The sequence below is a fragment of the Cesiribacter sp. SM1 genome (assembly GCF_020178975.1).
Lineage (GTDB): Bacteria > Bacteroidota > Bacteroidia > Cytophagales > Cyclobacteriaceae > Cesiribacter.
On sequence record NZ_JAHXBU010000038.1, the window covers coordinates 94,401 to 119,091 of the forward strand.

Here is a 24,691-nt window from a genome sequence, read left to right on the forward strand (position 1 = left end):
TATGCAGAATAAAGTAGCACTTGCACAGGCACTAGAGGCACTGCAGGCATCGGGGGATGCATTTAAGACTATGCTTGAGCATGGGACCCTTTCTGTAGAACTGTACAAGCCCGATGCCATCGACAGCCAAACACCCCATGACAGGGATGAGGTGTACATCATTGCTACAGGTGGAGGAAAGTTTATCCTGGAAGATAGCATAACAGCGTTCAGTCCGGGAGATTTTCTATTTGTACCGGCGGGTGCGCATCATAGATTTATAGATTTTACTCCGGATTTTAGCACCTGGGTAATGTTTTACGGGCCTAGGGGAGGTGAGCGGAGCAATCTGACCAACTATATTTTTTGAAGCAGACCAGGGCAATAGTACCGAAATAATTATCTCCATTACAAGCTTGTACTGATCCATGAAGCACAAGACAATCCTTATTACGGGAGGGAGCCGTGGCATTGGTGCTGCTACGGCCATGGTGGCAGCTAACAGGGGCTACCAGGTTTTTATCAATTACCTGAAAAATGAAGAGGCAGCAATGCGTGTTGTGGAGCATATTAAGCTGAATGGTGGCAGGGCGGAGACTTTTCAGGCAGACGTATCTTCGGAAACAGAGGTGATGAGGCTGTTTGCAACCCTTGATTCCAGATGGGGCAATCTCAGCGCGCTGGTGAACAATGCAGGCATCCTGGAACCACAAAGGCGGGTAGAAGAGATGGAGGCTGACCGCCTGCACCGGATTTTCCAGGCTAATGTTGTCAGCTGCTTTCTTTGTGCCAGGGAAGCTGTTTTAAGAATGTCCACAAAAAGAGGAGGTGTGGGCGGTGCAATTGTAAACGTATCATCCTTGGCAGCACGCACGGGTGCCCCGGGTGAGTATGTAGATTATGCCGCTTCTAAAGGCGCTGTCGACACCCTGACCCTGGGGTTGTCCAAGGAAGTTGCTGATGAAGGTATTCGTGTCAATGGGGTGCGGCCTGCCTTTATTTACACAGATATTCATGCCAGTGGGGGTGAAGCAGGGAGAGTTGACAGGATTAAAGATAGTGTGCCGATGAAAAGGGGTGGGCAACCGGAAGAAGTGGCACAGGCTATTTTGTGGTTGCTATCAGACGAAGCTTCTTATTCCACCGGTACCTTTATCGATATCACAGGAGGAAAATGAGACCTTACCAGTCTTAGATATTATACAAAACAGCATGAAACAGATCAGGTGGTTTGACAGAAGCTTTCAATTTGGTGCTACCCAAAACATATTTCCTGCTGTCCTGGAGCGACTTGCAGGCACTCCTGTGCGTCTTGAGGAAAAATGCATGTTGATACCTCACGAGCTACTTGCTAAAGGGCTGGAGGGTAAATGGTCGATCAAGGAAAATGTTGGTCATTTAATTGATCTTGAACCACTCTGGCAGGGCCGGCTCCATGATATCCTCAATGGAAGAGAGGAGTTAAGGCCTGCTGATTTACAAAACACGCTAACAACCCAGGCCAATCATAATGCAGTTCTGCTGGAAGATCTGCTAAGCAGCTTCAGACAGGTAAGAAAGCAGACGCTTCAGCTGCTGGAACCGCTTAAGGAGGAAGATGTATTTAAGGCTGCCCTGCATCCAAGGCTCAAAATACCGATGAGGACCATGGACCTATTCCTGTTCGTAGCTGAACACGACGACCATCATCTGGCCAGGATTACAGAACTGGCGAAAGTGATTGACAAGCAGATATGAATGTCTGATACTGCCGGCCTACACCATCCCGAAAAGTGTGTAAATGAATTTTGGGCTAGCTAGAGTTTTAGACGATTTTCAAACATAATCATAAATTGGTTCAGGATCACACCTCAATTCTGGATGGGGATAGTCCATTTCTTGGTTGCTTTCTGCACAGCCAGGAAAACGGATTTCATCACGGCCTCATCAGTGGGATATGAAAGCTTATTTTTGGCGGCCGCCGCTGCGGTAAACTTGTGGATTTTCCCTTTGAGGTTTTCGATGATGTTAGTACCGGGCCGCCGGGTGGTGTAGATGATCTTACGGATCTCCAGGGGAAAATCCAGAAAAGCAGTCGCCGTGGCACGGAAAGCTCCTCCCAATTGTCCCGCCAGCTCTTGATAATGAAGCTGTGCACGCATCCCGTTACCCCCCAAAGTGTTATTCAGTAAAGCATATATTATTTGATTGCTCCGGGCTGCTGCTGGCAATCTGTTGCCTGAAAACGGATGGTGAAACCAGCGGAATCAGCTAAAGAGGCTTTTCCTGTCACAGTATCATGCTGGTAGGGCTTTTGCAGCAGTTGGTAATCCGATATCATAAATTGCACAGGCAGGGTGTCTATTTTCCCTTCCTGCATATAGATCCAGCTGGCGCTGATGATGTTGTCATTTAATGTTCCCTGCAGCTTTCCCTTTCTTTTGTCTTTTTCATGTGGCAGGTTGTGAAACGAGCCAGTGATATTGTTGCCCTCAATATTCATTTGGATAAATGCAGTATCCTGGTTTTGCTGACCTTCTACTTTCAGGAAGCACAACATTCCGGTGTTCACCTGTGGCGGCGTCGAAGCGCTGTCCCTGGCAGTATTAGCCTGGCTGTAGGTTTCTTCATTAGTAGTGGAACAGCTGAAAAAACTACAAAGCATAGCTGAAGCGATAAGCATACGTCTCATCGGAGAGGGGCTAAGGGTTTTTTATTTCCATCACTCTGATGCTGATCAAGTCTCCTATCCGTGTGCTATCACCAACAACGGTTACCTGCTCACCCTGTTGCAGTTGCCGGTATTGGTTGCTGTTCGCCATGTTTATACGGCTGATCACTGCATTGACTTGCTGACCATTACCAGTATTAAGTGTGGCCGTATAGCCATCTTTGCCCATTTCTATAACAGTAATGGTTCCTGTGGCTGTGTAACTTCCCGTATCAGAGCATGCCCAAAGGGTGGTGCTAATTACCATGATAAATAGGCGGAAAAGCGACTTTGCTATAAAATGCATGTAAGGGTAGGGAAGGGATAAGGTTAATCCGAAGTGATTGTACCAACATCAAAATTTTTGAGAAGTCTCAAAGTGGCAGGGGTAATTCACTGTTGGGCTGTAGCAATGGTGCTGTTGACAACTCAATTTAGACATTCTTCAAGTAAATCCAATTACGTACCTATGAAATTTGTCTGCCATAGTTCCGCCTGCTAGCCGCTTTTTGCATTTATCTTGCCATCTACTATTCACAAAGGGTAAAATTGGAGCGTACCATTAATCTTAGTGCCTGATTACCTTGATTTTATCAAAAGAGGAATCTTGTATTTCCACAAAGATACAACCAGGTTGCAGTTTTGTCTTGTACATAAGGGAGGGTAAAATAGTACGGTTGAAGGCTAAAATCGTACAAACTATTCGTTCTGCTTGTTTAACTGGGCTAAATCCCTCTTCTTCATTTTATAGATATAAAAACATTTTTAGACCTTTTCAGAATGTATACATTTTATTGGGTGAAGCTATGGGGTTCCATGTAACGGTAGTTTAGTATTTATACAGTGATTGGTTTAATTGTAAAGCCTGACAGGTAGTGGCAGGGTAGCCAGTAAGGGCGTGCCCGGCAAACTAACTGTCATGGGTTTCTCAAGCAGCCTGTGCATATGTAGTGGTTGTGTTATAACAATTGCTGCGCCAATTAGGAAATGGTTGCTGCTAAAAAATTATAATTACTGCAACAGCCATTGCTTATCGTGATGAAACTGCTGCTTAACCACAGAAAGTAAAGTCTGTCTTGCTGAAGAATTCAGCAGCTTATTAGTATTTTGGAATTGAATCTACTGGTGCACTACAATCAACTGGTATGTCTGCTACTTATATATCAAGTATATCAAGAAATTCATTGTTGCTGAGGGAAGGCTTACTTTTTCTCTGTGTACTTTGCTTTTTTTTCTCTCATTATCGGCATCAGGGCAAAAGAACAACTTTGTTTTCAGGCATCTATCAGTTTCTGATGGTTTATCCCAGAGTTCTGTGATTACGATTGCTCAGGATCAGATGGGCTTCGTGTGGTTTGGTACCCGGGATGGTCTAAACAGGTATGATGGTCACAACTTCAGCGTATATAAGCATGATAATGCAGATAGCAACAGCATTAGCAGCAATGATATCATTGAGATTGTAGCCGGTGCGGGTGGAGATTTGTGGATAGGGACCTTCCGTGGTCTGAACCGCTATGACTATTCGCGAAATAAATTCATCAGCTTTTTAAACGATGCCAAGGACAGCACCTCTCTTTCTGATAATGCCGTGTGGTCAGTCTGCTCAACAAAAAGTGGTACTGTGTGGGTAGGAACTGCCAGTGGACTTAATCGCTATGATCAGAAAAGAATAGTTTTGAGTGGTTTTATCATGATCCGGCAGACGAAAACAGTATTTCTGATAATCATATACTGGATATTTTAGAAGACAGGGCTGGGAATATCTGGCTTGCAACTGCCAGAGGGCTTAACAAAGCGACTGTGGATGCAAAGTCACTTACCCACACCTGGTTGGGCCTTACTATGACCAACTCTTTTATCAGGTTTGGGTATTTTCTAAACCTATGCCTGGAAAAAGTAGTCATTATCCTGCGCTTGCGTCTTCTTATTAGCAGTTTATGTGTGGAGAGTAAGTCAAAGAAGGCATCTCTACCTGTCTTTATTTCCCTTTTGTCCATTTCAGGTTTTAGGAGTAGATATAGCTTTCTGCCTCCAAGTCGTGGATGATCTGCTCTAACTTGCTTTACCAGTGGATATTCCGGAGCATGTTGGTTCAGCGTCAAATTTGGTGAAGAAGGTCAAAAACCTCCTGAATATGGTTAAGCAAAGATGGAAACCAGCTTGCTTATACCACCTGAATTTGAAGTATTAGCTACTTCCGTTACCGAAGCAAAAGTTACCCTCCAGCTTCAGTTTACAGCCCCTGGCGCTTACTGTCCGCTCTGTAATAGCTTAAGTACTCGCATCCACAGTTGCTATGAGCGGAAACTGCAAGATCTGCCCATCAGTGGTAAAGTAGTAGAGCTGCGACTCTGCACCCGCAAATTTTTCTGCCAGCAGCAGGGCTGCCCCAGGAAAATCTTTGCTCAGCAGCAGGAAAGTTGCCTGAAGCGCTATGGCAGAAGACTGCTTCGGGTAGGTGAGCAGGTGATCTGTATTGGTTGTGAGATGGGCGCTAAGCCTGGGGCCCGGATTTGCAGGCTTATCGGTTTACCATTAAGCGCTTCTACTGTACTAAGAAACATCAAAGGGTGCCCCACAAGTGAACCAGACACTCCAAGTATTCTGGGTGTAGATGATTTTGCTTTTCGCAAGCGGGAAACCTATGTCACCATACTAGTAGACCTGGAAAAAAGAAAGCCTATAGACCTGTTGCCGGATCGGGAAGGCAAAACTTTAGAAGCTTGGCTGTTGGCACACCCAGGCATTGCAATTGTCAGCAGAGATCGATCTTCTGTGTACGCGCATGCCATCACCCGGGCCTGTCCAGACGCTGTGCAGGTAGCCGATCGCTGGCATTTGCTCAAGAATCTGGGAGAGAATACCACCCAATTTCTGGATAGACAAAGATCCCTGATCAGAGAAACAGCCCAGGAGGTTTTTGAGCAGGCAAAGCCTGAGGCTGCAGCAGAACTACCAGAGAAAGCTACCGGTGTACGTGTGGAAAAAAGGTATGCCCTCTATGAGAAGGTAAAACAGTTGCAAAGTGAGCATTATTCCATCAAAGCCATCGCTCGTCATCTGGGCATCTCCCGTAATACGGTAAAAAAGTACTTCCTCCTGGAGACTTTTGTACCAAAATGCCATCCACGGCTCACCAATCTTTTAGCCCATGAAGCTTACCTGCGCCAGCGCTGGCAAGAAGGCCAGCAGTGTGCAAAGACACTCTTGCAGGAAATCAAAGAAAGAGGCTATAATGGCTCCTATACCATTCTGGCAGGCTTCCTATCGAACTATCCCAAAAAAGGAGATGCATTTTCACTGCCTCCTGCACGAAAAGTCGAGAACTATTCCACTCGTAGCTTAAGCATCGCTTTTTGCAAAACAGAGCAAGAATGGGAGGGTAAGCAAAAGCCGTTTCTGACGAAACTACTAGAGAAAAGCTCCTTACTAAAACAGCTCTGGGAGCTGAACCTGGAATTCAAAAGCATGATGGCGCAGAAGAAGGGAGATAATCTGCAGGCTTGGTGTGAAAAAGCTGTTCAACATGCTCCGTTCAAAAGCTTTGTACAGGGAATCCGACAGGACTTTGATGCAGTCTATCAGGCGATGAGCTCTTCTTGGAGCAACGGACAAACAGAAGGGCAGGTCAACCGCTTGAAAAATATCAAAAGGCAAATGTACGGCAGGGCCAGCTTTGGGCTACTGCGACTACGTGTTCTTGCCAATTCAGCTTAGTTTCACCAAATCTGACGCTGAACCAGCATTACCGAAATATCCAACCAGCTCTAGTAGCTGTTCATCGTAGTTGAGTTCTTGTACCTGCCGTTGCCAGTATTGATAATAGGCTTGTCGGCTGAATCCCGCTGTGGAGCAGCAAGCAATCTCTCTAATTGGCGAATGTGAACATTAGGATAGTTCACTTGCATGAATCTGACGGTGGCCGCGCCATAGCTTGGTCTAGGCGACCCCGTAACGAAGTTTTTTTCGATATCAATACCCAATTCTTGTTCTGCTACTCTAACAAGAGTTGAGTAGTAGATAGCCTTGAATTTAGCCGCTTCCAGCTCTTGCTCCAGGGAAAACACCCGAGCCTGTAGCTCCTCCACTTGTGTTACTGATTGATCTACCGACCGTGGAGATTTTCTTTTCTTCTTTTTAGGCAGCATAGTAGGACCTACTTGAATTTGTTCATTAGCTGTTGCTGCCTCACCTTCTACTTTATCCAGCCAATGTTTCACTGTCTGACGAGTAACCTTAAACTTGGCTGCCGCTTGCCCAATATTGAGCTGACCTCGGTGGATTTCTTCCACCATCTGGCGCATTGAAAGTTCATGCTCTTGCATGCGTAGCTGAAAAAGTTCTTCCATAAGTTAACCATTTTTGCGGTTAACTTTTTTCAGGACAAGTCAGTCATAATAAGACCAAGAGAAATAGAACAGCTTTATTACGAAGTGTGCTCCCTGAAATACAATTTGAACTCTGTTCCAACATCCAATTTGCTGACAACTTCGATTTTGCCGTTAAGGCTATCCATAATTCTTTTGATAATATATAACCCAATGCCCATCCCTCCTATATGGCTGTGGAAGCGCTTGAACATGCCGAATAGTTTGGCTTCCTGAGGTTTGGTGAGTCCTAAGCCATTGTCTTTGATGCTCAATACAACACAGGAATCCTCTTCCATTGTCCTGATGATGATTTTAGGCTGCCTTTCAGGGGAATGATATTTTATGGCGTTGCTCAATAGGTTAAAGAGAATACTTCTTAAATGTGCACGGGCTATCATGATCTCTTTAACCTCTAGTTGCTCTTGGATCTCCACCTGGAATTGGTTTATCATCTCAACAAGCTCTGCTTTTACATCCTCTAGCATATGCTGAACAGAAACAGGTTCTTTTTTACTGTTCAGATCTTTTTGGACCTTTGTTACTTCAAGCAGGCTAAGTATTGTATCATTCAACTTCTGTACTGAAGTTGCCATCAGCTCTATGAATTTTTCTTCTGTACTATCCAGTTTAGGTCCTACTTTGGTTGCCATAAGCGTCAGAAGGCCTTCTAGGTTAGATATAGGAGTTTTAAGATCGTGTGAGGCTGTATAAATGAAATTGTCAAGATCGGTGTTAAGCCTGTGTAGCTCCTGGTTCTTCTTCATGAGGTTTTCATTGCGAACCCGTTCGCTTAGATCTCTTGTTACTTTTGTGAAACCAATGTGCTGATGTTCCTTATTGTAGATGGGCGTAATAACAACATTGGCCCAGAACTTGGATCCGTCTTTTTTCACGCGCCAGCCTTCGTCCTCAAACCTTCCCTGCTCAATTGCAGTGGCCAGTTCGAATTTTGTGTATTCAGTTGGATTGGCTTCCAGGGGATAAAATTTAGAAAAGTGGCAACCGATTATCTCATGGGCTTCATATCCTTTAATTCGCTTTGCTCCTTCGTTCCAAGTAACAACATAGCCCTCTGGGTTAAGCAGGAAAATGGCGTAGTCTTTAACACTTTCGATGAGTAAGCGAGCTCTTTCTTCGCTCTCCTTTAATTGGTCTTGAAGAGTTTTTCGCTCGGTCAGGTCTCGGGTAACTTTGGAGAAACCAATCAGTTGCTTGTCTTTATTATAAACAGCAGATATAACCACATTGGCCCAAAACAGGGAGCCGTCCTTCCGTACCCGCCATCCCTCTTCTTCGAATCTGCCAACTTTTGAAGCCACTTCAAGCTCATAAGCAGGATGATTTATCTTGAGTGCTTCTTCTGGGTAAAAGACAGAAAAATGCTTGTTGATGATTTCTTCCTTATCATAACCTTTAAGGCGTTGAGCACCTATATTCCAGGTCTTGATATATCCTCTTGCGTCCAGCATAAAAATGGCATAATCTTTAACACTATCTACCAACATTCTATAGGTAGCTTCGTCTTCTTCCAGGATTAGTAAATTTGCACTGGAGGTAGAAAAGTCTACCTGAGAAGTGGTGGTTTTATCAGAATATATTTTATCTCTTTTCATGCCTTAACCGGATCAGATATCATCAATCATGATTTGCAAGATAGTCCAGCTATTTACAAATGGAAAAAAAAGCCTCTTATCTGTTTAACGTATTAAATGTTATTTACAGCAACATTCTACATGAATGGTATAACTCAGGCTCCTACAATCCCTTGTGAGTTGGCCAGAAAATCAACAGCCAATTCAATATAGTTTTGCTCCTTATGCTTTAGGTTACATTTTCCTGTTCCAAAAGAAAAATAAATGCTTTTCGAAAATTGCTGTACTTCTATTTCACAGCTTTGCAGGAGAAAAAATCCGGCTAATTTATTTAAACGCCACCACCTTAAGTAAGGCGTCACAATTTAACAGAAAGTGTAAAAGCTGTGTTTGATAATTTGTACAATTACAAGGATGATTATCAAATAAATTTCAGCTTTCTAATTCCAAAAAAAATGTTGATCAGAACCTAACCATTTGGATTGTGATAACGTAATACCCACAAGCTTGCATATTTTTTTACCTGAGTTTCGCATAGATTTTTTTGAACTTCATATTTATTAAGCAAGCAAGTATGTGCCTAGGCTGTTGATGATAGCCTAGGTTTTTTTATAAATGCTTGCAGTGGTTTATGCTTTCCTTTTGTGTGTTGTTCGGTTTGGCGAACGATCTGCAGAAGAATGATAAAATGTTAATTTGAATGTATATATCAGGTTCTATACAAGTGCATTATGAATAATACTTTGTTGAAAGTGTTAATTGTTGATGATGATGAAATAACCTGCTTCCTTAATAGGTCGATTCTTGTGGAGCAGCCGTTTGTGGATACCATCCTTTGCCTGCCAGATGGGGCACAGGCATTGGAATATTTAAAGACAGCTTACCTTAGCGAAGGTGCTGGAAATGGTTTTTGTCCTGATATCATTTTCCTGGATATCAACATGCCAATCCTCAACTCTTTTGAGCTCTTAGAGGAAGTTCAGAATCTGCCCGGCATAGACATGAGAAAACTGTTTGTTGTTTTGATGACTTCCTCAATGGATGAACGAGATAAAGCAAGGGCAGCAAATTACCAGGTAGATTACTTTTTGTTTAAGCCGCTCACTTCAGAAAATGCCCTTGAAGTTATAAAAGCATATCAACATAAGTGTTGCCCAAAGGTGCATTAATCTCTCCCCATTTTTCATGCGCACGATTTGCTGCTGAAATTACATGGGAAGGCTAGCAAAAGGTCGGTGTAGTGATCTACATTTGTTTACTATACCAGAGATGTGATATGCTTTCGCTCCACAATCAGCCTGTCCTTACTTCAAGGAAAAGATTTGTAAAGCATCATTCACAGTTTATTTGCTTTTCTTGATTTTACAATTGCGGTAAACCTTCATGGTTGTATTAGAAAATTTATTCTATGTTTGATTACTGAATAATGCTGACACGACTTCTGATCCATAAAGATGCTGTAGTATGACTGTTTCTACACTTGCGGATAAAAGTTTTTCCCATTTAAAAGACTTTGCAACCTACCTTTTGGAGAATCATTTGCAGCAGGCAACTGAAGCAAATATTGCATTGGCCAGAGAGGTAAATCTACCACTGCTAAAAGTATTTAGTCATCTAAGCGATCTTGAATTTTTTGCTTTTGTCAAAGATGGACTGGAAAACTTCTTTGCTCAATTGAAGCAACAAACGGCACTGGAGTATTCAAAAGAATCCATACGGAAATGGCGTACAAATACACTCCCCAGTGTCCCTAGAGGAGGTGTGGCAACCGCTGATCTGGTATTGGTGTATCATGTGCGCAAACAAATGATGCTGGATTTTGTAGGCCAGTATACCACGGATCTGCAGAAAGGCTTGGCCATCGCCAAGGAACTGGATGTTTTTTATGCTCAGGTAGAATTGTTTGCTTTCAATCAATATGTTGATCTTAAAGAAGAAGAACATCAGGCCTTCAATCATAAGCTTCAGGAGCAGCAGGTTGAGTTAGAAGAAGCTTTTGAGGAATTGTTAACCTCTCGGGAAGAACTGCAGCAAACCAATGAAAAACTAAAATTAGAGGCAGCGATTAGAAAAACTGCCGAAGAAGTGCTTGAGAAGGAGCGTAACTTTTTAAAGGCTATCCTTGAGCATATCAGCGATGGCGTTATCGCCTGCGATGAGAACGGCCACACATCTCTTTTCAACAAAGCCACCCGCGAAATGCATGGCTTGAGTGAAAGGCCTCTCCCCCCCGAGCAATGGGCCTCCTATTTCAACCTCTACTGCGGCGATGGAGAAACAGCGCTGGCCACAGCCGAAATTCCCTTGTACAGAGCCTTTAGAGGAGAAACTTTCAAAGGTGCAGAAATCGTGATTGCACCGGAGAATGGGAAAAAAAGGCTGCTTCTGGCTGATGGCCAACCCATCCGATCCTCAAGTGGAGATACCTTAGGAGCAGTAGTCGTAATGCACGATGTTACTGAATTAAGAAAAGCCCAGAAGCAACAGCAGGAAGCCATGAGGGAACTGCATGCGTTAAACCAGGAATTGGCCACTGCACTCGAAGAATTACAGGCAACCGAAGAACAATTACTGGAAACAAATAATGAACTGGAAGAACGAGTAGCAGCGCGCACCAAAGAGTTGGCAGCTAGTGAGCACCAAATGAGGCTGATTACTGATGCTATGCCAGTACTAATCTCTTACGTAGATGCTGATGAACGGTATAGATTCAATAATAAAGCTTATGAGAAATGGTTTCAGCAGTCTTCTTCTGAAATTTGCGGTAGAAAGATTGAAGAAGTGATAGGGAATGTTGCTTATGCCAATGTTAAACCCAACATAAATTCAGTTTTAAGAGGAGATACTGTAAATTATGTAACTAAAACCTATTTCAAGGAAGCTGGCCTTAGAGATATTTCTGTAAGCTATATTCCCCATAAGATGGAAGAAGAGGTTGTTGGTTTCTTTGCACTCATTTCAGATATTTCAGAACAAATAAAAGCAAAAGAACAACTAGAAGAAAGCAGAGATGAGCTAAGTTTTGCTATCGAGGCTACAGAGCTTGGTACTTGGGATGTAAACCCACTGACCAATAAACTGAAAGCGAATAGCAGGTTAAAGGAGTGGTTTGGCCTGCAGCCCGATGAAGAGATCGACCTCCAGTTGGCGCTGGATGTAATTGCAGAAAAAGATAGAGGGCGTGTAACCGACGCTATTGCCCAAGCTTGGCAGTACGAATCAGGTGGGCAGTATGACATTGACTATACGATTGTTCATCCTCATACGAAGCAGGAACGCATTGTGAGGGCTAAGGGTAGAGCCTGGTTCAACGAAGGTAAGGAAGCTTACCGCTTCAATGGCACCTTGCAGGATCAAACAAAAGAAGTTTTAGCCAGAGAGCAACAGGAGCAGAGTGAAAAAGCCGCACAGAAATTAGCAGAGGAACTTGCGGCTGCCAATGAAGAATTGCAAGCCGCGAACGAAGAAATTCAAGCCAGCAACGAGGAGCTGCATCAAACTAACCAGCAGCTAAGCCTTATCAATGCAGATATGGATAACTTTATCTATACGGCTTCCCATGACTTAAGAGCTCCCATTTCTAACATAGAGGGTTTGATGATTGCCTTGATGCGGAACCTCTCTGCCGACAGCAGGCAATCCCCTACGATTCAAAAGCTTTCAGGACTGATCACCCAATCTATAGAACGATTCAAACGAACCATTAACGATCTAACACAAATTACCAAGATACAGAGAGAGTGCATAGGAGAAGATCTTTCTCAGGTTGATCTTACTGAGATCATTAGTGAGGTAAAACTTGACTTGGCCCCTCAAATAGAGCAGACAAATGCAGCAATTGAGATCAATATGAAAGATTGTGCTCCCATTCATTTTTCCGCAAAGAATGCCCGAAGCATTGTCTACAACCTGCTCTCCAATGCTGTAAAATACCGTTCGCCTGAGCGTGACTTAAAGATCCGGATCAGCTGTTATTTTGAGCAGGAATATCAGGTGCTCTCTATTGAAGACAATGGCCTGGGAATGGATCTGACCGAGGATAGCAAAATCTTTGCCATGTTCAAGCGCCTGCACGACCACGTAGAAGGCTCCGGTGTGGGCTTGTACATCGTCAAGAAAATCATCGAGAATGCCAAGGGGAAAATAGAGGTGCAGAGCCAATTAAATGAAGGCTCAACTTTTAGGGTATATTTTTTACATCAGAACTATTCCTTGAATTAAAATCGAGAATAATCAAATGAGGAAACTAAAAGGCATTCTTCTGGTAGATGATGATGAAACGGCGAACATCATCAATGAAATGCTTATCCTGGAGATGGGAGTTACCCAGCAGCTTTTTCAGGCTCGTAATGGGAAAGAGGCTATAGATTTACTAAAAGAACTAGCCAGGCAAGCCCAACCAACTATGCCGGAGTTGATTCTTTTAGACATTAACATGCCTGTCATGGATGGCTTTACTTTTCTAGAAGCTTATCATGAAATGGATTTTCCCGGTAAATACTTTTTGAAGATCGTGATGCTCACTACATCACCCAACCCAAAAGATATTGAGCAGGCAAAAAATGCAGGGGTTACCGATTATCTAACCAAACCACTGTTGGAAGAATCTTTGCAGGGAATTCTTGAAAAGTATCTGTAATGTTTCTTTTTCAGCTAGTGTGCCAAAGATTAGAGCATGTATAGACTGCGAAACCATTTTGAAGGATATTGACCTGCTTAATCAGGTGGATTCAAGATCGGTATGATGATTGTTAATTTGGAATAGCTGAGTTGTAAAGCTCAGGCATTATGGACTAGTTAGAAAATCCCATAGCTCTCTTTAGGCAACTCAACTGCTCAAAAAAAATGGCTTTATCTAATCTGGTTTCAGCATGGGTCACAATTATGTAGCACCAGTCCCAATTTCTGCTATATGCATCGCAGAAATCAAGCGTTTCATTGTATTTAGAGATATAGTTTTTGAGGCAATATGCCTTATCAATAATTAGGGTAAATCAGCATTAGGTGCGAAATTCAGAGAACCGTATACTTTCCTTAAACATCTCATTCTGGATTTAAAATTCAAGAAATTTCCCGTACACTATTTTGTCTTTACCAGGTTTTATGAATCTGGGGCTGAACATGTTTGCAAAAACTATTTTTAAAAGTTCAATCGGATAGTACTGGAGGCAATGGGCCTAGACAAGAACATCAGGAACTTTGATTTCTATAGCAATAAACATACTGACTGATTAGCACTTCATAACGTCGAGGTGCCCTTGATAGACATCATGCGCCAATGCCTCCATAAAACCCCGGGACAAACGATGAAGTGTCTTATGGTGTATCATTTGTTACAGGAAAACATCATCTGGCTTATCTATTCTTCCATTGGGAAGCGGTGCAGCACCTTCATAACAGGTGTTTAGTAATGCTCCATAGCTCCGAAGATTCGGTCCTGCCTGTAGCCCTGAACCCTGCTGGGGTAATGTTGATTTGTGTTACTGAAGATAAACCTAAAAAAATAGATAAGGAATTTTTGGGGGAGGTTGTAATCAACTACATTGTATGGAAAGCCAAATTTGGAATTTGTTGGTTTTTTAACAAGGCTTGATTTTAATGTATTTATGCTTAGATAAAACACTAAGAGTTTTTTAATTAAGAAATAGTAACATTAAGTAAATGAATAATTCTATCCAGATCCATTTTTGACAATGACCACATCTACTGTTGTTTTTACCAGCAAAAAGTCAAGTGAAGAAGCCGGAAGGGAATTGGCCACACAAGCGCTAAAAGCACTTAATGGGCAGTTGCCAAGTGTATTTATTCTGTTTGCTTCCTCAGCCTATAATTATGAAGTACTACTCCAATCCATAAATCGGAACTGTACACCTGAAATTCTGATTGGCTGTTCTTCAGCAGGTGAATTCACCTCTGCCGATTTTGAAACGGATTCAGCCAGTGCGGTCGTTATTTACTCTACCGACATGGTCTTTTCTGCAGGTGTAGGCACTGGCATTAAAAGCAGCCGCAGTCAGGTAGTACAGGAGCTTCTTTCACCTCTGAAAGGCTTAAATAAGTTTGACTATCCATTTCAGTCAGGCCTAGTACTGGCAGATGCATTATCCGGGCATACTGATGAGATCATCGATATGCTAACGGAAAAGACAGGTACCTACCAGTTTTTTGGAGGAGGTGCAGGCGATAATGCAAACTTTCAAAAAACCCATGTGTTTTTGGGTGAGGAAGCGTTATCAGATGCTGCTGTTATTTTAGAAATTCTGTCTAAAAAGCCGTTGGGCTTAGGAGTTAAACATGGATGGAAGCCAGTTGGAGAAAAGATGCGGGTTACCGCCTCAGAGGGAATGCGGATAATAAGCCTGAACGGGGCTCCTGCAGCAGAGGTATTTAAGGAGTATGCAGATGCTACCGGGCAGTCGTTGGATTTCAACGATCCAATTCCTTTTTTTCTTCATAATCTTTTAGGAATAGAAACTGAGCAAGGGTTCAAACTGAGGGTACCACTTGCCTCACAGCAAGACGGCTCCATCGCCTGTGCATCTGATATTCCAGTCGGATCAATCATTTCGTTTATGGCTATTGAACCTGAAGCAGCTAAACATGCTGCTGAGCAGGCTACTGCCATGGCAATTGATAGCTTAAAAGGCAGTAAGCCAAGTGTAGCTTTGTTTTTTGATTGTGTAGCTACACGCCTTAGAATGGGAAATCAGTTCATACATGAACTGGAGCAGGTAAAAAGTATCCTGGGAGATACAAATTATGCAGGCTGTAATACGTATGGTCAAATAGCCCGGGTGAATGGTCAGTTTAGTGGTTTCCACAATTGTACTGCAGTAGTATGTGTGATCCCGGAATAAGGGAATCAGAATGGATTGGTTAGATTATCTTGTACATTTTACAAACCGGGAGAACAGACTGGAAACAGCAAGAAAAATTTCAGTCCTGCTAAATGCCGAAGACCTTATTATTTTTCTTAAAGATCCTGAGTTGAACGTTCTTCTTCCTGGGATAGGCTTTCCACAAACTTTACCGGGTAGCAAGAGCTGGCAAAGCTTCCTCAAAAGCAGTGAAGACGTTATTTATAAAGGGCATGTCCCTTATCGGGATGAAACATGTCCGGCTGTGGCTGTTCGGGGAGTTGATGGGGCCATTGCCGTTTTGATAGGGGGGTGTCCTGGAGATAAAGACCTTGCTCTGCTAACGAAAATACTGAACATTACAGCTCCTCTACTAAAGCAGGAGCAACTGGCGCATTTGGCAGAAAGCAGATCAATGCATAGTGCAAGGCTAGCCGAAAAGGCAGAAAGATTAACCATTACCCTTGATGCTACCCGCCAGAGCCTCATGGAGGTCATTAAGGAAAACTCAGACCTTTTACAGCTTACCAAGCAGCAAAATAATGAGCTTGCAGCTGCCAATGAAGAACTAAGGGCCTCTCATGAAGAAGTGATGGCCGGACTAGAGGAGTTGCATGAGGCTAATCAAAAGCTACTTAGTATCAATGCCGACCTGGATAATTTTATTTATACAGCCTCCCATGACTTGAAAGCTCCTATTTCCAATATTGAGGGTTTGATGATCGCCATGATGAGAAACCTTAGTCCTGAAAGTAGACAAGCGCCTGTTATTCAAAAGCTTTCAGGATTAATTACCCATTCCATTGAACGCTTCAAGCGGACCATCAACGATCTGACCCAAATTACCAAGATCCAAAAAGAGGGCCTAGGAGAAGACCTATCACAGGTCGATCTTTCTCAAGTCATCAGTGAAGTGAGCGCCGACCTGGTCTATCAAATAGAGCAGGCAAATGCAATTATTGATTTGGAACTTAATAATTGCCCCTCTATTCATTTTTCTGCAAAGAATGCTCGAAGCATCGTTTATAACTTACTATCTAATGCTATCAAGTACCGTTCACCTGAGCGGAGGTTAAAGATACGGATCAGTTGTTATTTTGAAGGAGAACATCAGGTGCTCTCCATAGAGGACAATGGGCTTGGATTGGACCTGTCCAACGAAGATAAAATATACTCCATGTTCAAGCGCCTGCACGACCATGTGGAAGGTTCGGGAATAGGTTTATACATTGTCAAGAAAATCATTGAGAATGCCAAGGGTAAGATAGTGGTACATAGTAAACTGAATGAAGGATCAACTTTTCTAGTTTACTTTAAAAGCCATAACTCATCCTTAAAGTGATAAATAATTTTAAAAATGAAGAGATTAAAGGCCGTCCTTTTGATAGATGATGATGAGACGACTAACATCATCAATGAAATGCTGATTACAGAGATGGATGTAACAGAAAAGCTTTTTCAAGCGCGTAATGGTAAAGAAGCCATTGATTTGTTACAAGGCCTATTGAAACAACCAGCGCATTTTCCAGAATTAATTCTGCTGGACGTCAATATGCCTGTAATGGATGGCTTTGCATTTCTAGAAGCTTACCAAGAAATGGATTTTCCTGGTAAATCTTCTTTGAAGATCGTAATGCTCACTACATCGCTCAACCCAAAAGATATTGAGCAGGCAAAAAATGCAGGAGTTACCAATTATCTAACAAAACCGCTGCTGGAAGAAACATTATATAATATCTTGGAAGAACATATTCGCTAGTGTGCATATTCCCTTGTATGGAAGATAAAGGAGTAATCGTTCAGTTGATGTTTCAAGGATCATCTGTCAGGTAAAGTCTTGACTATCCCAGCAAAAGAAAGAAACCATCCGTGCTCGAAATAGCTAATTTTTCCAATGGCAGAAAAAAAAATAATATGGCTTAACTCTCTGGGACTACGACACATAAAGCTCTTCCATAAAAGAGGCAAACTCACCAGAGTCCTTGAACTGTTTCCGCGCGGCGTCCGCAAAAACTCCGCATTCAAAAAGTCTTCTTTCGAAATCATAGCTTTGGAACTGTTATAAAAGTTAATAAAAAAGGTCCGTGATTTTTCATCCCGAACCTTCATTTACACAGTTCCTAAAACACTGCCTTCTCTCTGGGCTACATTAGCCCAAATGAATACGAAAATATCAATCATTATGCAGCTGCTGCATAACCTTTTCTAACCCTCCGTCTTTTTGGGGAACTCCAGCTTAAAGCACCAGCTGTTCAGTACAACAACTGAGATTACACCCCCTTTAAAACCGATATTCATTGATTGTAATTGAACCTTTATAACTGTCATCTGGAGCTGAACAAACACCTAGATCGGGCCTACCTCCTAAAGAACCATCTTCAAAGAGCACAACATAATCTACAGAATAAAAGACTCCACCAAAAGCCTCCCCAAAGTAAACATATCCAACAATTCGTTTATCTACCACTGGACCAAATTCAGGACCAAGTGAAGGACAGTCTGCATAAATATGGCTGTGAGTATGTCCGTGATTCAATACATAACTACCCTTGACTACATAACCATTTTCAGTGGTAAGAGTAGCAGTTAGATCTGTATTTAAGGTTATTTTAGCGTTCTTGTATCCATAGCGGGGAATATCTGCTGTTATAGTCTTACCCACCATTCCTCGGTAGATTTCATTATTAAGTGTTAGATCAATAGGAAACCTTACTTCTCGATTATTTGTCACATCCTTAATACTTATAATATATTTACCAACATAATGGTCATCTGCATCAACAGGGTACTTATCTAATTTTAAATAATGATTAGTTGCATCTAAACCATAGGGACCTACTTTTACATATGTCCCCTTGTATTTTAAACGCACCATTTCTAATAATCTATTAGGTAATTTTATTTTATCATTCGGCTTCAAAGTAAAAACCGGCTTTAGTAAAGAATAATCTGATCTATAATTGGTTATTTCAAGCTCATAGAATTTAATATGATCTTCTACCTTGACTTTGAACTTAATGGGACTACCTGCTATATGATCTCCTTCTTTGTCTTTAACTTCAGCTGTAAGAACAGCTTCCTCAGTTTTTTCCTCGGGTAATGTCCATTCTACGATTGCCTTTCCTTCAGGATCAGTCTTTGTTTCATTGACTTTGATACCAGCTAAACTTACACTGCCGTTTCCAGCGTCTACTTTCCAATTAACTTTGAAACCTGCTTTTTCCCATTCTGCATATTGAGATTGAGGTATCAGCTTGATGCTAGGATGAATTTTCTCTCCAGCACTATACTCGACTTTAAGTGTACCATCTTTAACAACCTCCACACAAGCCTCCTTGAGTTTACTATCGTGCAGCTGCATCTTTTCTGTTAATTCTACGGGTTCTACAAGAGCAACAATTGAATGGCGGAAAGTAGCATAGTCGGTAAGTACATTGTCTTTCAAAGAATTAACTTTTGTTATTACTTCTATGATTGCCCTAATTCTTCTTCCTAGAAACCTTTTGAGCAACACACCACCACTTATTTTGTGGCACTTATCAGAGTTCAGAAAGTTAAACCCTGCACTTAAACTTACATTTACCCCTAAAGAAACTAATTCTGATACTCCTGTGTCTCCATCTTTTTCAAATTGACTAAAGAACTGACTATGTAACTCACTACTAATATTTTCCGCCATATCGTAGGCACACGCTGCTCCAACTGCGTCACCATCCATCATACCCATTATTTTACCCATCGTTAATGAGATTAGTCCCCCTGTAAGGCGAATTATATTCTTATTTTTAACTGCCTGGCTTGATTGGGTTACTTTCACCTCAAAGCAGTCATCGGTAAGGCTGGATAAGGATACTTTCTCTTGAAACTCATCACTGATATAATATTCTCGTGGGTCTAGAGGCATTGTTACAAGTTCATTGGAAGAAAGACTTGAAATTGCTTTGAAGTTCACTTCAGCATGACTCCATATAGGGTTGTAAAGATAGGGTTTGCCTGCATTTCCTCCTCTATAAAGCCAACTTTGAATGTTGTTTGGTTCGGAATCGGATAAGCGTCCTCCCTCATCAATTGCTGGGAAATATTCCTTACCTATATGGCTGTTCAAGGACACTATAGCTTGAAGAAGGTCTTCATGTTTCATGTCATAGATATCCTTACCCGCAGCCATCACATCAGTTACAGCTTTAATCAACGTTAGGAATTGTTCTGACTTTGCTATATCAACGTCCAAAGTATTATTTTGCTGTTCTTCATCTAGCATGACATAGTTTGGCAGCAAGTCAAGTAGCCCATGGCTCACTTTTTCAGCATCCACTGTTAGCTTCAATACTTGAGGCTTTATGTTGACAAGAGCCAGTACTTTCTCACCAGTTACATCTGTAATAAAAATCTGACCTTCGGAATCTTTCTTGACAAGCAACCGGAAGCTTCCATCCTGAACCACTGCTGAATCATGAAGGCTATAAACTTTTGCGCCATTCATATTGAATTCTTTCGCAACCGTACCCTCTAGGTATTGCATGCTTTCTGGTATTGGCTTTTCTTTTGGGCCAGTAGTAGTAATATCATCCGGGGCTTCATCTTGACATGAGAAAGCCAACACCAGAAATAAGATAAAGATTATGCGACGGTACATAGTGTATGGAAAAATGCTGTGGACTTAATATCAAACTTAATCTTTAAATCTTACATACTTCTTACCCGGAAGTAGGTATTTTTCCACATTTCTTGTCATAATGCCTTGATAGTGAAGAAAGAGGGAATAGAGAAGCCTAGCAGTACAAGAAAGCTGGTGTGATTGTCTCCGGCATAGTACCCCGGGAACAGGTGCAGCAGGATCTCTTCCACAGGGAGAAGAAGGATGAACTGATGCAGCGGTGGATAAGCTAAAGGTGCAGCTGGGAAGGGAGAAGGTGCAGCTGGCGGCACAGGGCTTTGGCAGGATCTGGAAGTTACGGCTGAAAACTTCATCAAATTCCGCCCCATAAAACCTCGCAGCCCTCACCTGAATGGTAAAGTGGAACGGTCACAGCAAACAGATAAAGCAGAATTCTATTCCCTGCTAGATAAAAAAGATCCACAGCTAGATTGGCAGCAGGCCTCGGCCCAATGGGAGAACTTCTACAACCAGGAACGGCTACACTCATCCCTCCATGGTAAAACTCCTTGGGAAAAATACTTAGAGGTGAAAGCTATCATTCCGACCCAAGAGCAGATACAACATCAATATCAGCAAAAGAAGGAAACCGTCCATGCCAGAAATAACTATTTTTTCCAATGGCAAAAAAAAATAATATGGCTTAACTCTCTGGGACTACGACACCTAAGGCCTCACCTGAGCCTTGACTACAAAACACCTCAACAGGTACAGCATGAAGAAACCCTAATCTTCACTAGATTAGGGTCACAGGTAATATCATAAAACCTGTCAACTTATTTCAAACGGGACAAGCTATAGTTATTAATATTTTATTACAACTTTGCCGATTGTTTTGCCGCTTTCTAATAAACGATGAGCTTCTTTGATGTTTTCGGCAGTCAAGCCTTCAATTGTGGTATTTAGTGTTGGTTGTAATATGCCATTATCGAGCAGTTGAGCGATCTTGTTTAAAATATGGTGTTGCTCTATCATGTCATCTGTTTGATAAATAGAACGGGTAAACATCAGCTCCCAATAAAAACTAACACTCTTTCTTTTTAGCTGATTCAACCGTACAGGTTCTGTCGGGTCACTAATAGAACCTACCTTTCCCTGCGGCTTTATGAGTTCCACTATCGCATCCCAATACTCGTTCAGGTTTACAAAGTCTACAATATAATCCACCTGCTCAAAGCCAATATTTTTAATCTCACTAACAAGATTTTTGTGGTTGACTACGTGGTCTGCTCCCATTTTTTTGCACCACTCAATTGTAATGTCTCTCGAAGCAGTCGCTATAACGGTTAACCCTAAAATCTTTTTGGCTAGTTGAATGCCAATCGAGCCAACACCGCCTGCACCTCCAATAATCAGAATGGTTTTGCCTTTGTCTATTTCCGGACTTAATTTAAAGTGGTCGAAAAACATCTCATAAGCAGTAAGTGAAGTAAGGGGCATGGCAGCAGCTTGTTCAATGCTGATATTCTTTGGTGCAAATCCTACAATACGTTCATCTACCAACTGATATTGTTGGTTAGAGCCATCTCTTGTAAGATCTCCAGCATAAAATACCCTATCACCTTTTTTAAAGAGTGCAACTTCATCGCCCGTAGCCTCTACTGTGCCGATTGCATCCCAACCAATTATCTTCGGAGTATCCTGTTGCTTATCTTTAAGGCTGTTTTTTCTGATTTTATAATCAACAGGGTTGACAGAAATAGCTTCAACTTTTACTAAAAGGTCTTTTCCTTGGGCCGTTGGTATCTCACTATCAAACTCAATAAAGCTATCTGCTTCATCAATGGGTAATGACATCTTAAATCCAATTGCTTTCATAAATCTGTTCCTTTGTTTTTGTATTCTTTCTGAAAACGGCTTCCACTAACGCTTGTGACCTGTATTGATACATCGTTTAGGAAACTGTCGTTATAAATTTACGGAAGTTCCTTGAGGAGAAAAATGTTTCCCAAACTGATCGCAGAGCCATCAACAGTGCTGCTTTGCAATTTTCGTAATAGTAAAATTTTGATGGTTTCATATCAAAAAATCTTGTCGGACATGGTAGGTAAGGAAAAGGTTGCTCACCTTTATCCGAGATGCTTAACCTGGCCATTTTTAAAAGCGCAAAGCCTCTCCGCTGGAGGTGAAAGCAGCCATCTATAAAATCTGGATTCAGGTGTTAACTCCACCCTTACCACGTAAAATGCACATCCAGAACCCAGAGCAGGCATTAATTTGCTTTGGGTTCAGGCGCATTAGCAGCTATCAGTTTTTCTTTTTTCAGTTCCTGCCAGAAAGCCTTCGGGATAATGGCTTCCATGGAAGCCACGTTGGCTGCCGCCTGTTGCCCGTTGCTTGCTCCCGGTATAACAGCCGTGACGATGGTGGGAGCTGCACAAAACTGCAGGGCGGCTGTGCGCAAATCCACATTATGCTTCTTGGCAATTTCTGTTAGCTTATTGCGTTTGGCGATGTACTTCTCCGGAATATTGTTGCTATAGTTGTAGCGCTCCTTCCCTGCAAGGAAGCCTGAATTGAGCGGGGCGCCCGAAACAATTGGCACATTCTTTTTCTCACAGGCCGGGAACAGCCGGTTCAGGGCATCTTCGTGCTCTATCAGGGAGTACTGGGTGGCAGAAAGCATAATGTCAGGGTCGGCCACTTCTAGCGTTTTTAAGATGGGTTCAATCCTGTTTACACCCATTCCCCAGGCTTTGATGATGCCTTCTTCACGCATGCGGGTAAGTTCGGGCATGGCACCTTTACGGGCCTGCTCAAAGTAATCTGTCCACTGTTCTCCCATTTCGCCATTATCGGGCGACAGGTCGTGAATATATATGATATCGATGCTGGCAAGGCCCAGGCGCTGTAAGCTGTCTTCTACCGATTTACGCACACCATCGGCTGAGTAGTCGTACCTGTACTTAAAGTTGAGCTTACCTTTCCAAATGTCCTCCTGGTTAATCCTGAAATCAGGGTCTGGCTCAAAAACGCGGCCTATTTTGGTGGAAAGAATATAGTCTTCCCTGTTTTTTCCATAAAGGAAAAGTCCCATCCTGCGTTCGCTCAGTCCGTAGCCATAAAAAGGGGAAGTATCAAAGTAACGCACACCGCCGTTCCAGGCAGCTTCCATCGCATTTTCAATCTCTTCGTTGCTGTTAATATGAAAAGCATTTCCTGCTGCTACCCCTCCAAGGCCGAAGCTGGCAGGAAGCCTGTAGCCTGCGAGGGCATTATGAGATTCGGGATTGTACTGTAAAGTTGCTCCACTGCTCCCTTGCACAGCGCCAATCGCGGAGGTCAGGGCAGGGGCGAAGGTTGCGGCTGCAGTTGTTAAGGCAGCCTTAGATATGAAATTTCGTCTTGATAGCATTTTTTAATATTGTGTTTTTAGGTAAACAGATAATCAGGGAATAATCTTTTTATCTTTAAGCGTCTGAAACGTGCCCAGCATGTATTCGATGCTGTCGGTATGCATTTCGTGGAATCCAAAGCGTCTGGCTTTGTTCACATCCATGAAGGCATCGTACTCGGTGTTGAAGATAAAGTCACCAAAGGCCCACTGCACCAGCTGGTTAAGGGAGTAAGGCGCCAGTTGGTATTTCTTCACCATTTCGTTCCATAGCGGTTCTTTGTCGGCCATATACTCCTGCAGCGGGAATGTTTGTGGTTCGTCTGTTTCTACACCGAAAAAATCACCAAATTTTTTCCAGGCCTGCTCCCAGCGGAATACATCGCCGTTCGTGATGTTGAATATTTCGTTTCGGGTGTTTTCGTTCAGGGCTGCCCATTCCATGCTTTCGGAAAGCACATCAACGCCGGTTACATTCACCAATACTTTATATGCTTTTGGAGTTCCCGGAAAACGCATGGCTACGCCCAGCTCCCTGCACATGCTGGCATAGACTGCAATCAGGTTAGAGAGGTTCATGGGATTCCCGATGGTGAAACCTATTACAATATCCGGCCGCAGGGCTGTCCAGTTCCACTTTTTGCCCTGCGAGGCCTTGCGCAGGAAGTCTTCCTGGCTATAGTAAAAGTTAGGAGGAAAGCTGCGCAGGTCGGTTTCCTTAGCCGGCGTTTTGTAAATGCCCAGGTGCGCACCATAAGCTTTTCCGCCCTGAATGAACGTGATGTGTTCAAAGCCCGGGGCTACCTGTTCGATACCGGTTACGAGGTTTTGAATAAGTGCAAGGTTGACGCTGGTTTGTTCTGCCAGGTTTTGCTTCTCAACATAAGAGCCAAAAAACACATGCGTTACCGACTTCAGCTCTTCTGCTTTAGCTTCTACCCCTTTGGGGTTGGTCAGGTCCATTGCCACAAACTTTGCAGAAGTTTCATAATGCAGGCCAGAACGGGAAGTAATGATGACATCCCAGTTGCCGGTTTGTATGAGGTACCGTGCCAGATTACTGCCAATAATGCCGTTGCCTCCGGTAACTAAAGCTGTTTTTTTGCTGCTCATAGGGCTGTTTGTTTTTACTATATATTCCTGAAGTTGGGGTCTGCCGGTTCCACCATAGCCTCTCCTTCAGTTAATTCCTGCTTCTTTCAACCGATAG

23 protein-coding genes are annotated in these 24,691 nt (G+C 42.7%); 14 read left to right on the forward strand and 9 right to left on the reverse strand.

Annotated features, from left to right (window positions below):
• Position 1: 1 nt before the first annotated feature.
• The 3 genes from KWJ01_RS04445 to KWJ01_RS04455 are packed head-to-tail and all read left to right on the forward strand — an operon-like array spanning position 2 to position 1,716.
• Complete coding sequence (locus KWJ01_RS04445) at positions 2-349, forward strand: cupin domain-containing protein (RefSeq protein ID WP_224995219.1); 348 nt, start codon at positions 2-4, stop codon at positions 347-349.
• Positions 350-407: 58 nt separating this feature from the next.
• Positions 408-1,157 carry an SDR family oxidoreductase gene (locus KWJ01_RS04450; protein ID WP_224995220.1) on the forward strand — a complete coding sequence of 250 codons (750 nt, stop codon included), beginning with the start codon at positions 408-410 and terminating at the stop codon, positions 1,155-1,157.
• A 34-nt stretch (positions 1,158-1,191) separates the two neighbouring features.
• Entirely contained in the window at positions 1,192-1,716 is a 525-nt protein-coding gene (locus KWJ01_RS04455; protein ID WP_224995221.1) for a DinB family protein, read from the forward strand.
• Positions 1,717-1,829: 113 nt separating this feature from the next.
• On the opposite strand, the gene KWJ01_RS04460 is transcribed toward KWJ01_RS04455, so the two are convergent.
• From KWJ01_RS04460 to KWJ01_RS04470, 3 genes are read right to left on the reverse strand one after another with little or no spacing between them, the layout of a single operon-like run.
• Positions 1,830-2,120: a hypothetical protein gene (locus KWJ01_RS04460; protein WP_224995222.1), complete on the reverse strand. Its 291-nt coding sequence runs from the start codon at positions 2,118-2,120 to the stop codon at positions 1,830-1,832.
• Positions 2,121-2,158: 38 nt separating this feature from the next.
• Positions 2,159-2,623, reverse strand: coding sequence for a hypothetical protein (locus tag KWJ01_RS04465; RefSeq protein ID WP_224995223.1), 465 nt, complete (start codon positions 2,621-2,623; stop codon positions 2,159-2,161).
• Positions 2,624-2,660: 37 nt separating this feature from the next.
• Complete coding sequence (locus tag KWJ01_RS04470) at positions 2,661-2,936, reverse strand: hypothetical protein (RefSeq protein WP_224995224.1); 276 nt, start codon at positions 2,934-2,936, stop codon at positions 2,661-2,663.
• A gap of 954 nt (positions 2,937-3,890) precedes the next feature.
• On the opposite strand from KWJ01_RS04470, the gene KWJ01_RS04475 reads away from it, so the two are divergent.
• The 3 genes from KWJ01_RS04475 (at position 3,891) to KWJ01_RS04485 (ending at position 6,388) form a co-directional block, all read left to right on the forward strand.
• A complete protein-coding gene (locus KWJ01_RS04475) occupies positions 3,891-4,415 on the forward strand; it encodes a two-component regulator propeller domain-containing protein (RefSeq protein ID WP_224995225.1) in 525 nt (174 codons plus the stop codon).
• Positions 4,409-4,717, forward strand: coding sequence for a hypothetical protein (locus tag KWJ01_RS28255; protein WP_224995253.1), 309 nt, complete (start codon positions 4,409-4,411; stop codon positions 4,715-4,717). The genes KWJ01_RS04475 and KWJ01_RS28255 overlap by 7 nt, the downstream gene beginning before the upstream one ends.
• A 102-nt stretch (positions 4,718-4,819) precedes the next feature.
• Complete coding sequence (locus KWJ01_RS04485) at positions 4,820-6,388, forward strand: ISL3 family transposase (protein ID WP_224995226.1); 1,569 nt, start codon at positions 4,820-4,822, stop codon at positions 6,386-6,388.
• A gap of 50 nt (positions 6,389-6,438) precedes the next feature.
• On the opposite strand, the gene KWJ01_RS04490 is transcribed toward KWJ01_RS04485, so the two are convergent.
• Positions 6,439-7,020: a helix-turn-helix domain-containing protein gene (locus KWJ01_RS04490; RefSeq protein WP_224995227.1), complete on the reverse strand. Its 582-nt coding sequence runs from the start codon at positions 7,018-7,020 to the stop codon at positions 6,439-6,441.
• A gap of 77 nt (positions 7,021-7,097) precedes the next feature.
• Complete coding sequence (locus KWJ01_RS04495) at positions 7,098-8,654, reverse strand: PAS domain S-box protein (protein ID WP_224995228.1); 1,557 nt, start codon at positions 8,652-8,654, stop codon at positions 7,098-7,100.
• A 710-nt stretch (positions 8,655-9,364) separates the two neighbouring features.
• On the opposite strand from KWJ01_RS04495, the gene KWJ01_RS04500 reads away from it, so the two are divergent.
• From KWJ01_RS04500 to KWJ01_RS04525, 6 genes are all read left to right on the forward strand, one after another.
• Positions 9,365-9,802: a response regulator gene (locus tag KWJ01_RS04500; protein ID WP_224995229.1), complete on the forward strand. Its 438-nt coding sequence runs from the start codon at positions 9,365-9,367 to the stop codon at positions 9,800-9,802.
• Between the two features lie 358 nt (positions 9,803-10,160).
• Positions 10,161-12,854, forward strand: coding sequence for a PAS domain-containing protein (locus KWJ01_RS04505; RefSeq protein WP_224995230.1), 2,694 nt, complete (start codon positions 10,161-10,163; stop codon positions 12,852-12,854).
• Positions 12,855-12,870: 16 nt separating this feature from the next.
• A complete protein-coding gene (locus KWJ01_RS04510) occupies positions 12,871-13,272 on the forward strand; it encodes a response regulator (protein WP_224995231.1) in 402 nt (133 codons plus the stop codon).
• Between the two features lie 1,054 nt (positions 13,273-14,326).
• Positions 14,327-15,490, forward strand: a complete 1,164-nt coding sequence (locus KWJ01_RS04515; RefSeq protein WP_224995232.1) for an FIST signal transduction protein — start codon at positions 14,327-14,329, stop codon at positions 15,488-15,490.
• Positions 15,491-15,500: 10 nt separating this feature from the next.
• The gene (locus KWJ01_RS04520) at positions 15,501-16,832 is read left to right on the forward strand and encodes an ATP-binding protein (protein WP_224995233.1); all 1,332 of its coding nucleotides are present in this window, start codon (positions 15,501-15,503) and stop codon (positions 16,830-16,832) included.
• Positions 16,833-16,847: 15 nt separating this feature from the next.
• Positions 16,848-17,249: a response regulator gene (locus KWJ01_RS04525; protein WP_224995234.1), complete on the forward strand. Its 402-nt coding sequence runs from the start codon at positions 16,848-16,850 to the stop codon at positions 17,247-17,249.
• Positions 17,250-17,771: 522 nt separating this feature from the next.
• Here KWJ01_RS04525 and KWJ01_RS04530 read toward each other — a convergent pair.
• A complete protein-coding gene (locus KWJ01_RS04530; RefSeq protein WP_224995235.1) occupies positions 17,772-20,126 on the reverse strand; it encodes a hypothetical protein in 2,355 nt (784 codons plus the stop codon).
• Between the two features lie 241 nt (positions 20,127-20,367).
• Here KWJ01_RS04530 and KWJ01_RS28260 point away from each other — a divergent pair, with 241 nt between their 5' ends.
• The gene (locus KWJ01_RS28260) at positions 20,368-20,478 is read left to right on the forward strand and encodes a DUF4113 domain-containing protein (protein ID WP_224995236.1); all 111 of its coding nucleotides are present in this window, start codon (positions 20,368-20,370) and stop codon (positions 20,476-20,478) included.
• Positions 20,460-20,912 carry an integrase core domain-containing protein gene (locus KWJ01_RS27930; protein WP_370634650.1) on the forward strand — a complete coding sequence of 151 codons (453 nt, stop codon included), beginning with the start codon at positions 20,460-20,462 and terminating at the stop codon, positions 20,910-20,912. The genes KWJ01_RS28260 and KWJ01_RS27930 overlap by 19 nt, the downstream gene beginning before the upstream one ends.
• 39 nt (positions 20,913-20,951) lie before the next feature.
• On the opposite strand, the gene KWJ01_RS04545 is transcribed toward KWJ01_RS27930, so the two are convergent.
• The 3 genes from KWJ01_RS04545 to KWJ01_RS04555 form a co-directional block, all read right to left on the reverse strand.
• Positions 20,952-21,965: a zinc-binding alcohol dehydrogenase family protein gene (locus KWJ01_RS04545; protein ID WP_224995237.1), complete on the reverse strand. Its 1,014-nt coding sequence runs from the start codon at positions 21,963-21,965 to the stop codon at positions 20,952-20,954.
• Between the two features lie 394 nt (positions 21,966-22,359).
• A complete protein-coding gene (locus KWJ01_RS04550) occupies positions 22,360-23,502 on the reverse strand; it encodes an aldo/keto reductase (RefSeq protein WP_224995238.1) in 1,143 nt (380 codons plus the stop codon).
• Positions 23,503-23,535: 33 nt separating this feature from the next.
• Positions 23,536-24,594 carry an SDR family oxidoreductase gene (locus KWJ01_RS04555; RefSeq protein ID WP_224995239.1) on the reverse strand — a complete coding sequence of 353 codons (1,059 nt, stop codon included), beginning with the start codon at positions 24,592-24,594 and terminating at the stop codon, positions 23,536-23,538.
• Positions 24,595-24,691 lie beyond the last annotated feature (97 nt).

Excerpts from the sequence above, each read along its gene's own strand:
- KWJ01_RS04445 (WP_224995219.1), top strand. The coding sequence starts at position 2 with ATGCAGAATAAAGTAGCACTTGCACAGGCACTAGAGGCACTGCAGGCA.
- KWJ01_RS04515 (WP_224995232.1), top strand. The coding sequence starts at position 14,327 with ATGACCACATCTACTGTTGTTTTTACCAGCAAAAAGTCAAGTGAAGAA.
- KWJ01_RS04470 (WP_224995224.1), bottom strand. The coding sequence starts at position 2,936 with ATGGTAATTAGCACCACCCTTTGGGCATGCTCTGATACGGGAAGTTAC.
- KWJ01_RS04495 (WP_224995228.1), bottom strand. The coding sequence starts at position 8,654 with ATGAAAAGAGATAAAATATATTCTGATAAAACCACCACTTCTCAGGTA.
- KWJ01_RS04545 (WP_224995237.1), bottom strand. The coding sequence starts at position 21,965 with ATGAAAGCAATTGGATTTAAGATGTCATTACCCATTGATGAAGCAGAT.
- KWJ01_RS04465 (WP_224995223.1), bottom strand. The coding sequence starts at position 2,623 with ATGCTTTGTAGTTTTTTCAGCTGTTCCACTACTAATGAAGAAACCTAC.
- KWJ01_RS04460 (WP_224995222.1), bottom strand. The coding sequence starts at position 2,120 with ATGCGTGCACAGCTTCATTATCAAGAGCTGGCGGGACAATTGGGAGGA.
- KWJ01_RS04555 (WP_224995239.1), bottom strand. The coding sequence starts at position 24,594 with ATGAGCAGCAAAAAAACAGCTTTAGTTACCGGAGGCAACGGCATTATT.
- KWJ01_RS04455 (WP_224995221.1), top strand. The coding sequence starts at position 1,192 with ATGAAACAGATCAGGTGGTTTGACAGAAGCTTTCAATTTGGTGCTACC.
- KWJ01_RS04510 (WP_224995231.1), top strand. The coding sequence starts at position 12,871 with ATGAGGAAACTAAAAGGCATTCTTCTGGTAGATGATGATGAAACGGCG.
- KWJ01_RS04450 (WP_224995220.1), top strand. The coding sequence starts at position 408 with ATGAAGCACAAGACAATCCTTATTACGGGAGGGAGCCGTGGCATTGGT.
- KWJ01_RS04485 (WP_224995226.1), top strand. The coding sequence starts at position 4,820 with ATGGAAACCAGCTTGCTTATACCACCTGAATTTGAAGTATTAGCTACT.
- KWJ01_RS04530 (WP_224995235.1), bottom strand. The coding sequence starts at position 20,126 with ATGTACCGTCGCATAATCTTTATCTTATTTCTGGTGTTGGCTTTCTCA.
- KWJ01_RS04525 (WP_224995234.1), top strand. The coding sequence starts at position 16,848 with ATGAAGAGATTAAAGGCCGTCCTTTTGATAGATGATGATGAGACGACT.
- KWJ01_RS04490 (WP_224995227.1), bottom strand. The coding sequence starts at position 7,020 with ATGGAAGAACTTTTTCAGCTACGCATGCAAGAGCATGAACTTTCAATG.
- KWJ01_RS04500 (WP_224995229.1), top strand. The coding sequence starts at position 9,365 with ATGAATAATACTTTGTTGAAAGTGTTAATTGTTGATGATGATGAAATA.
- KWJ01_RS04550 (WP_224995238.1), bottom strand. The coding sequence starts at position 23,502 with ATGCTATCAAGACGAAATTTCATATCTAAGGCTGCCTTAACAACTGCA.
- KWJ01_RS04520 (WP_224995233.1), top strand. The coding sequence starts at position 15,501 with ATGGATTGGTTAGATTATCTTGTACATTTTACAAACCGGGAGAACAGA.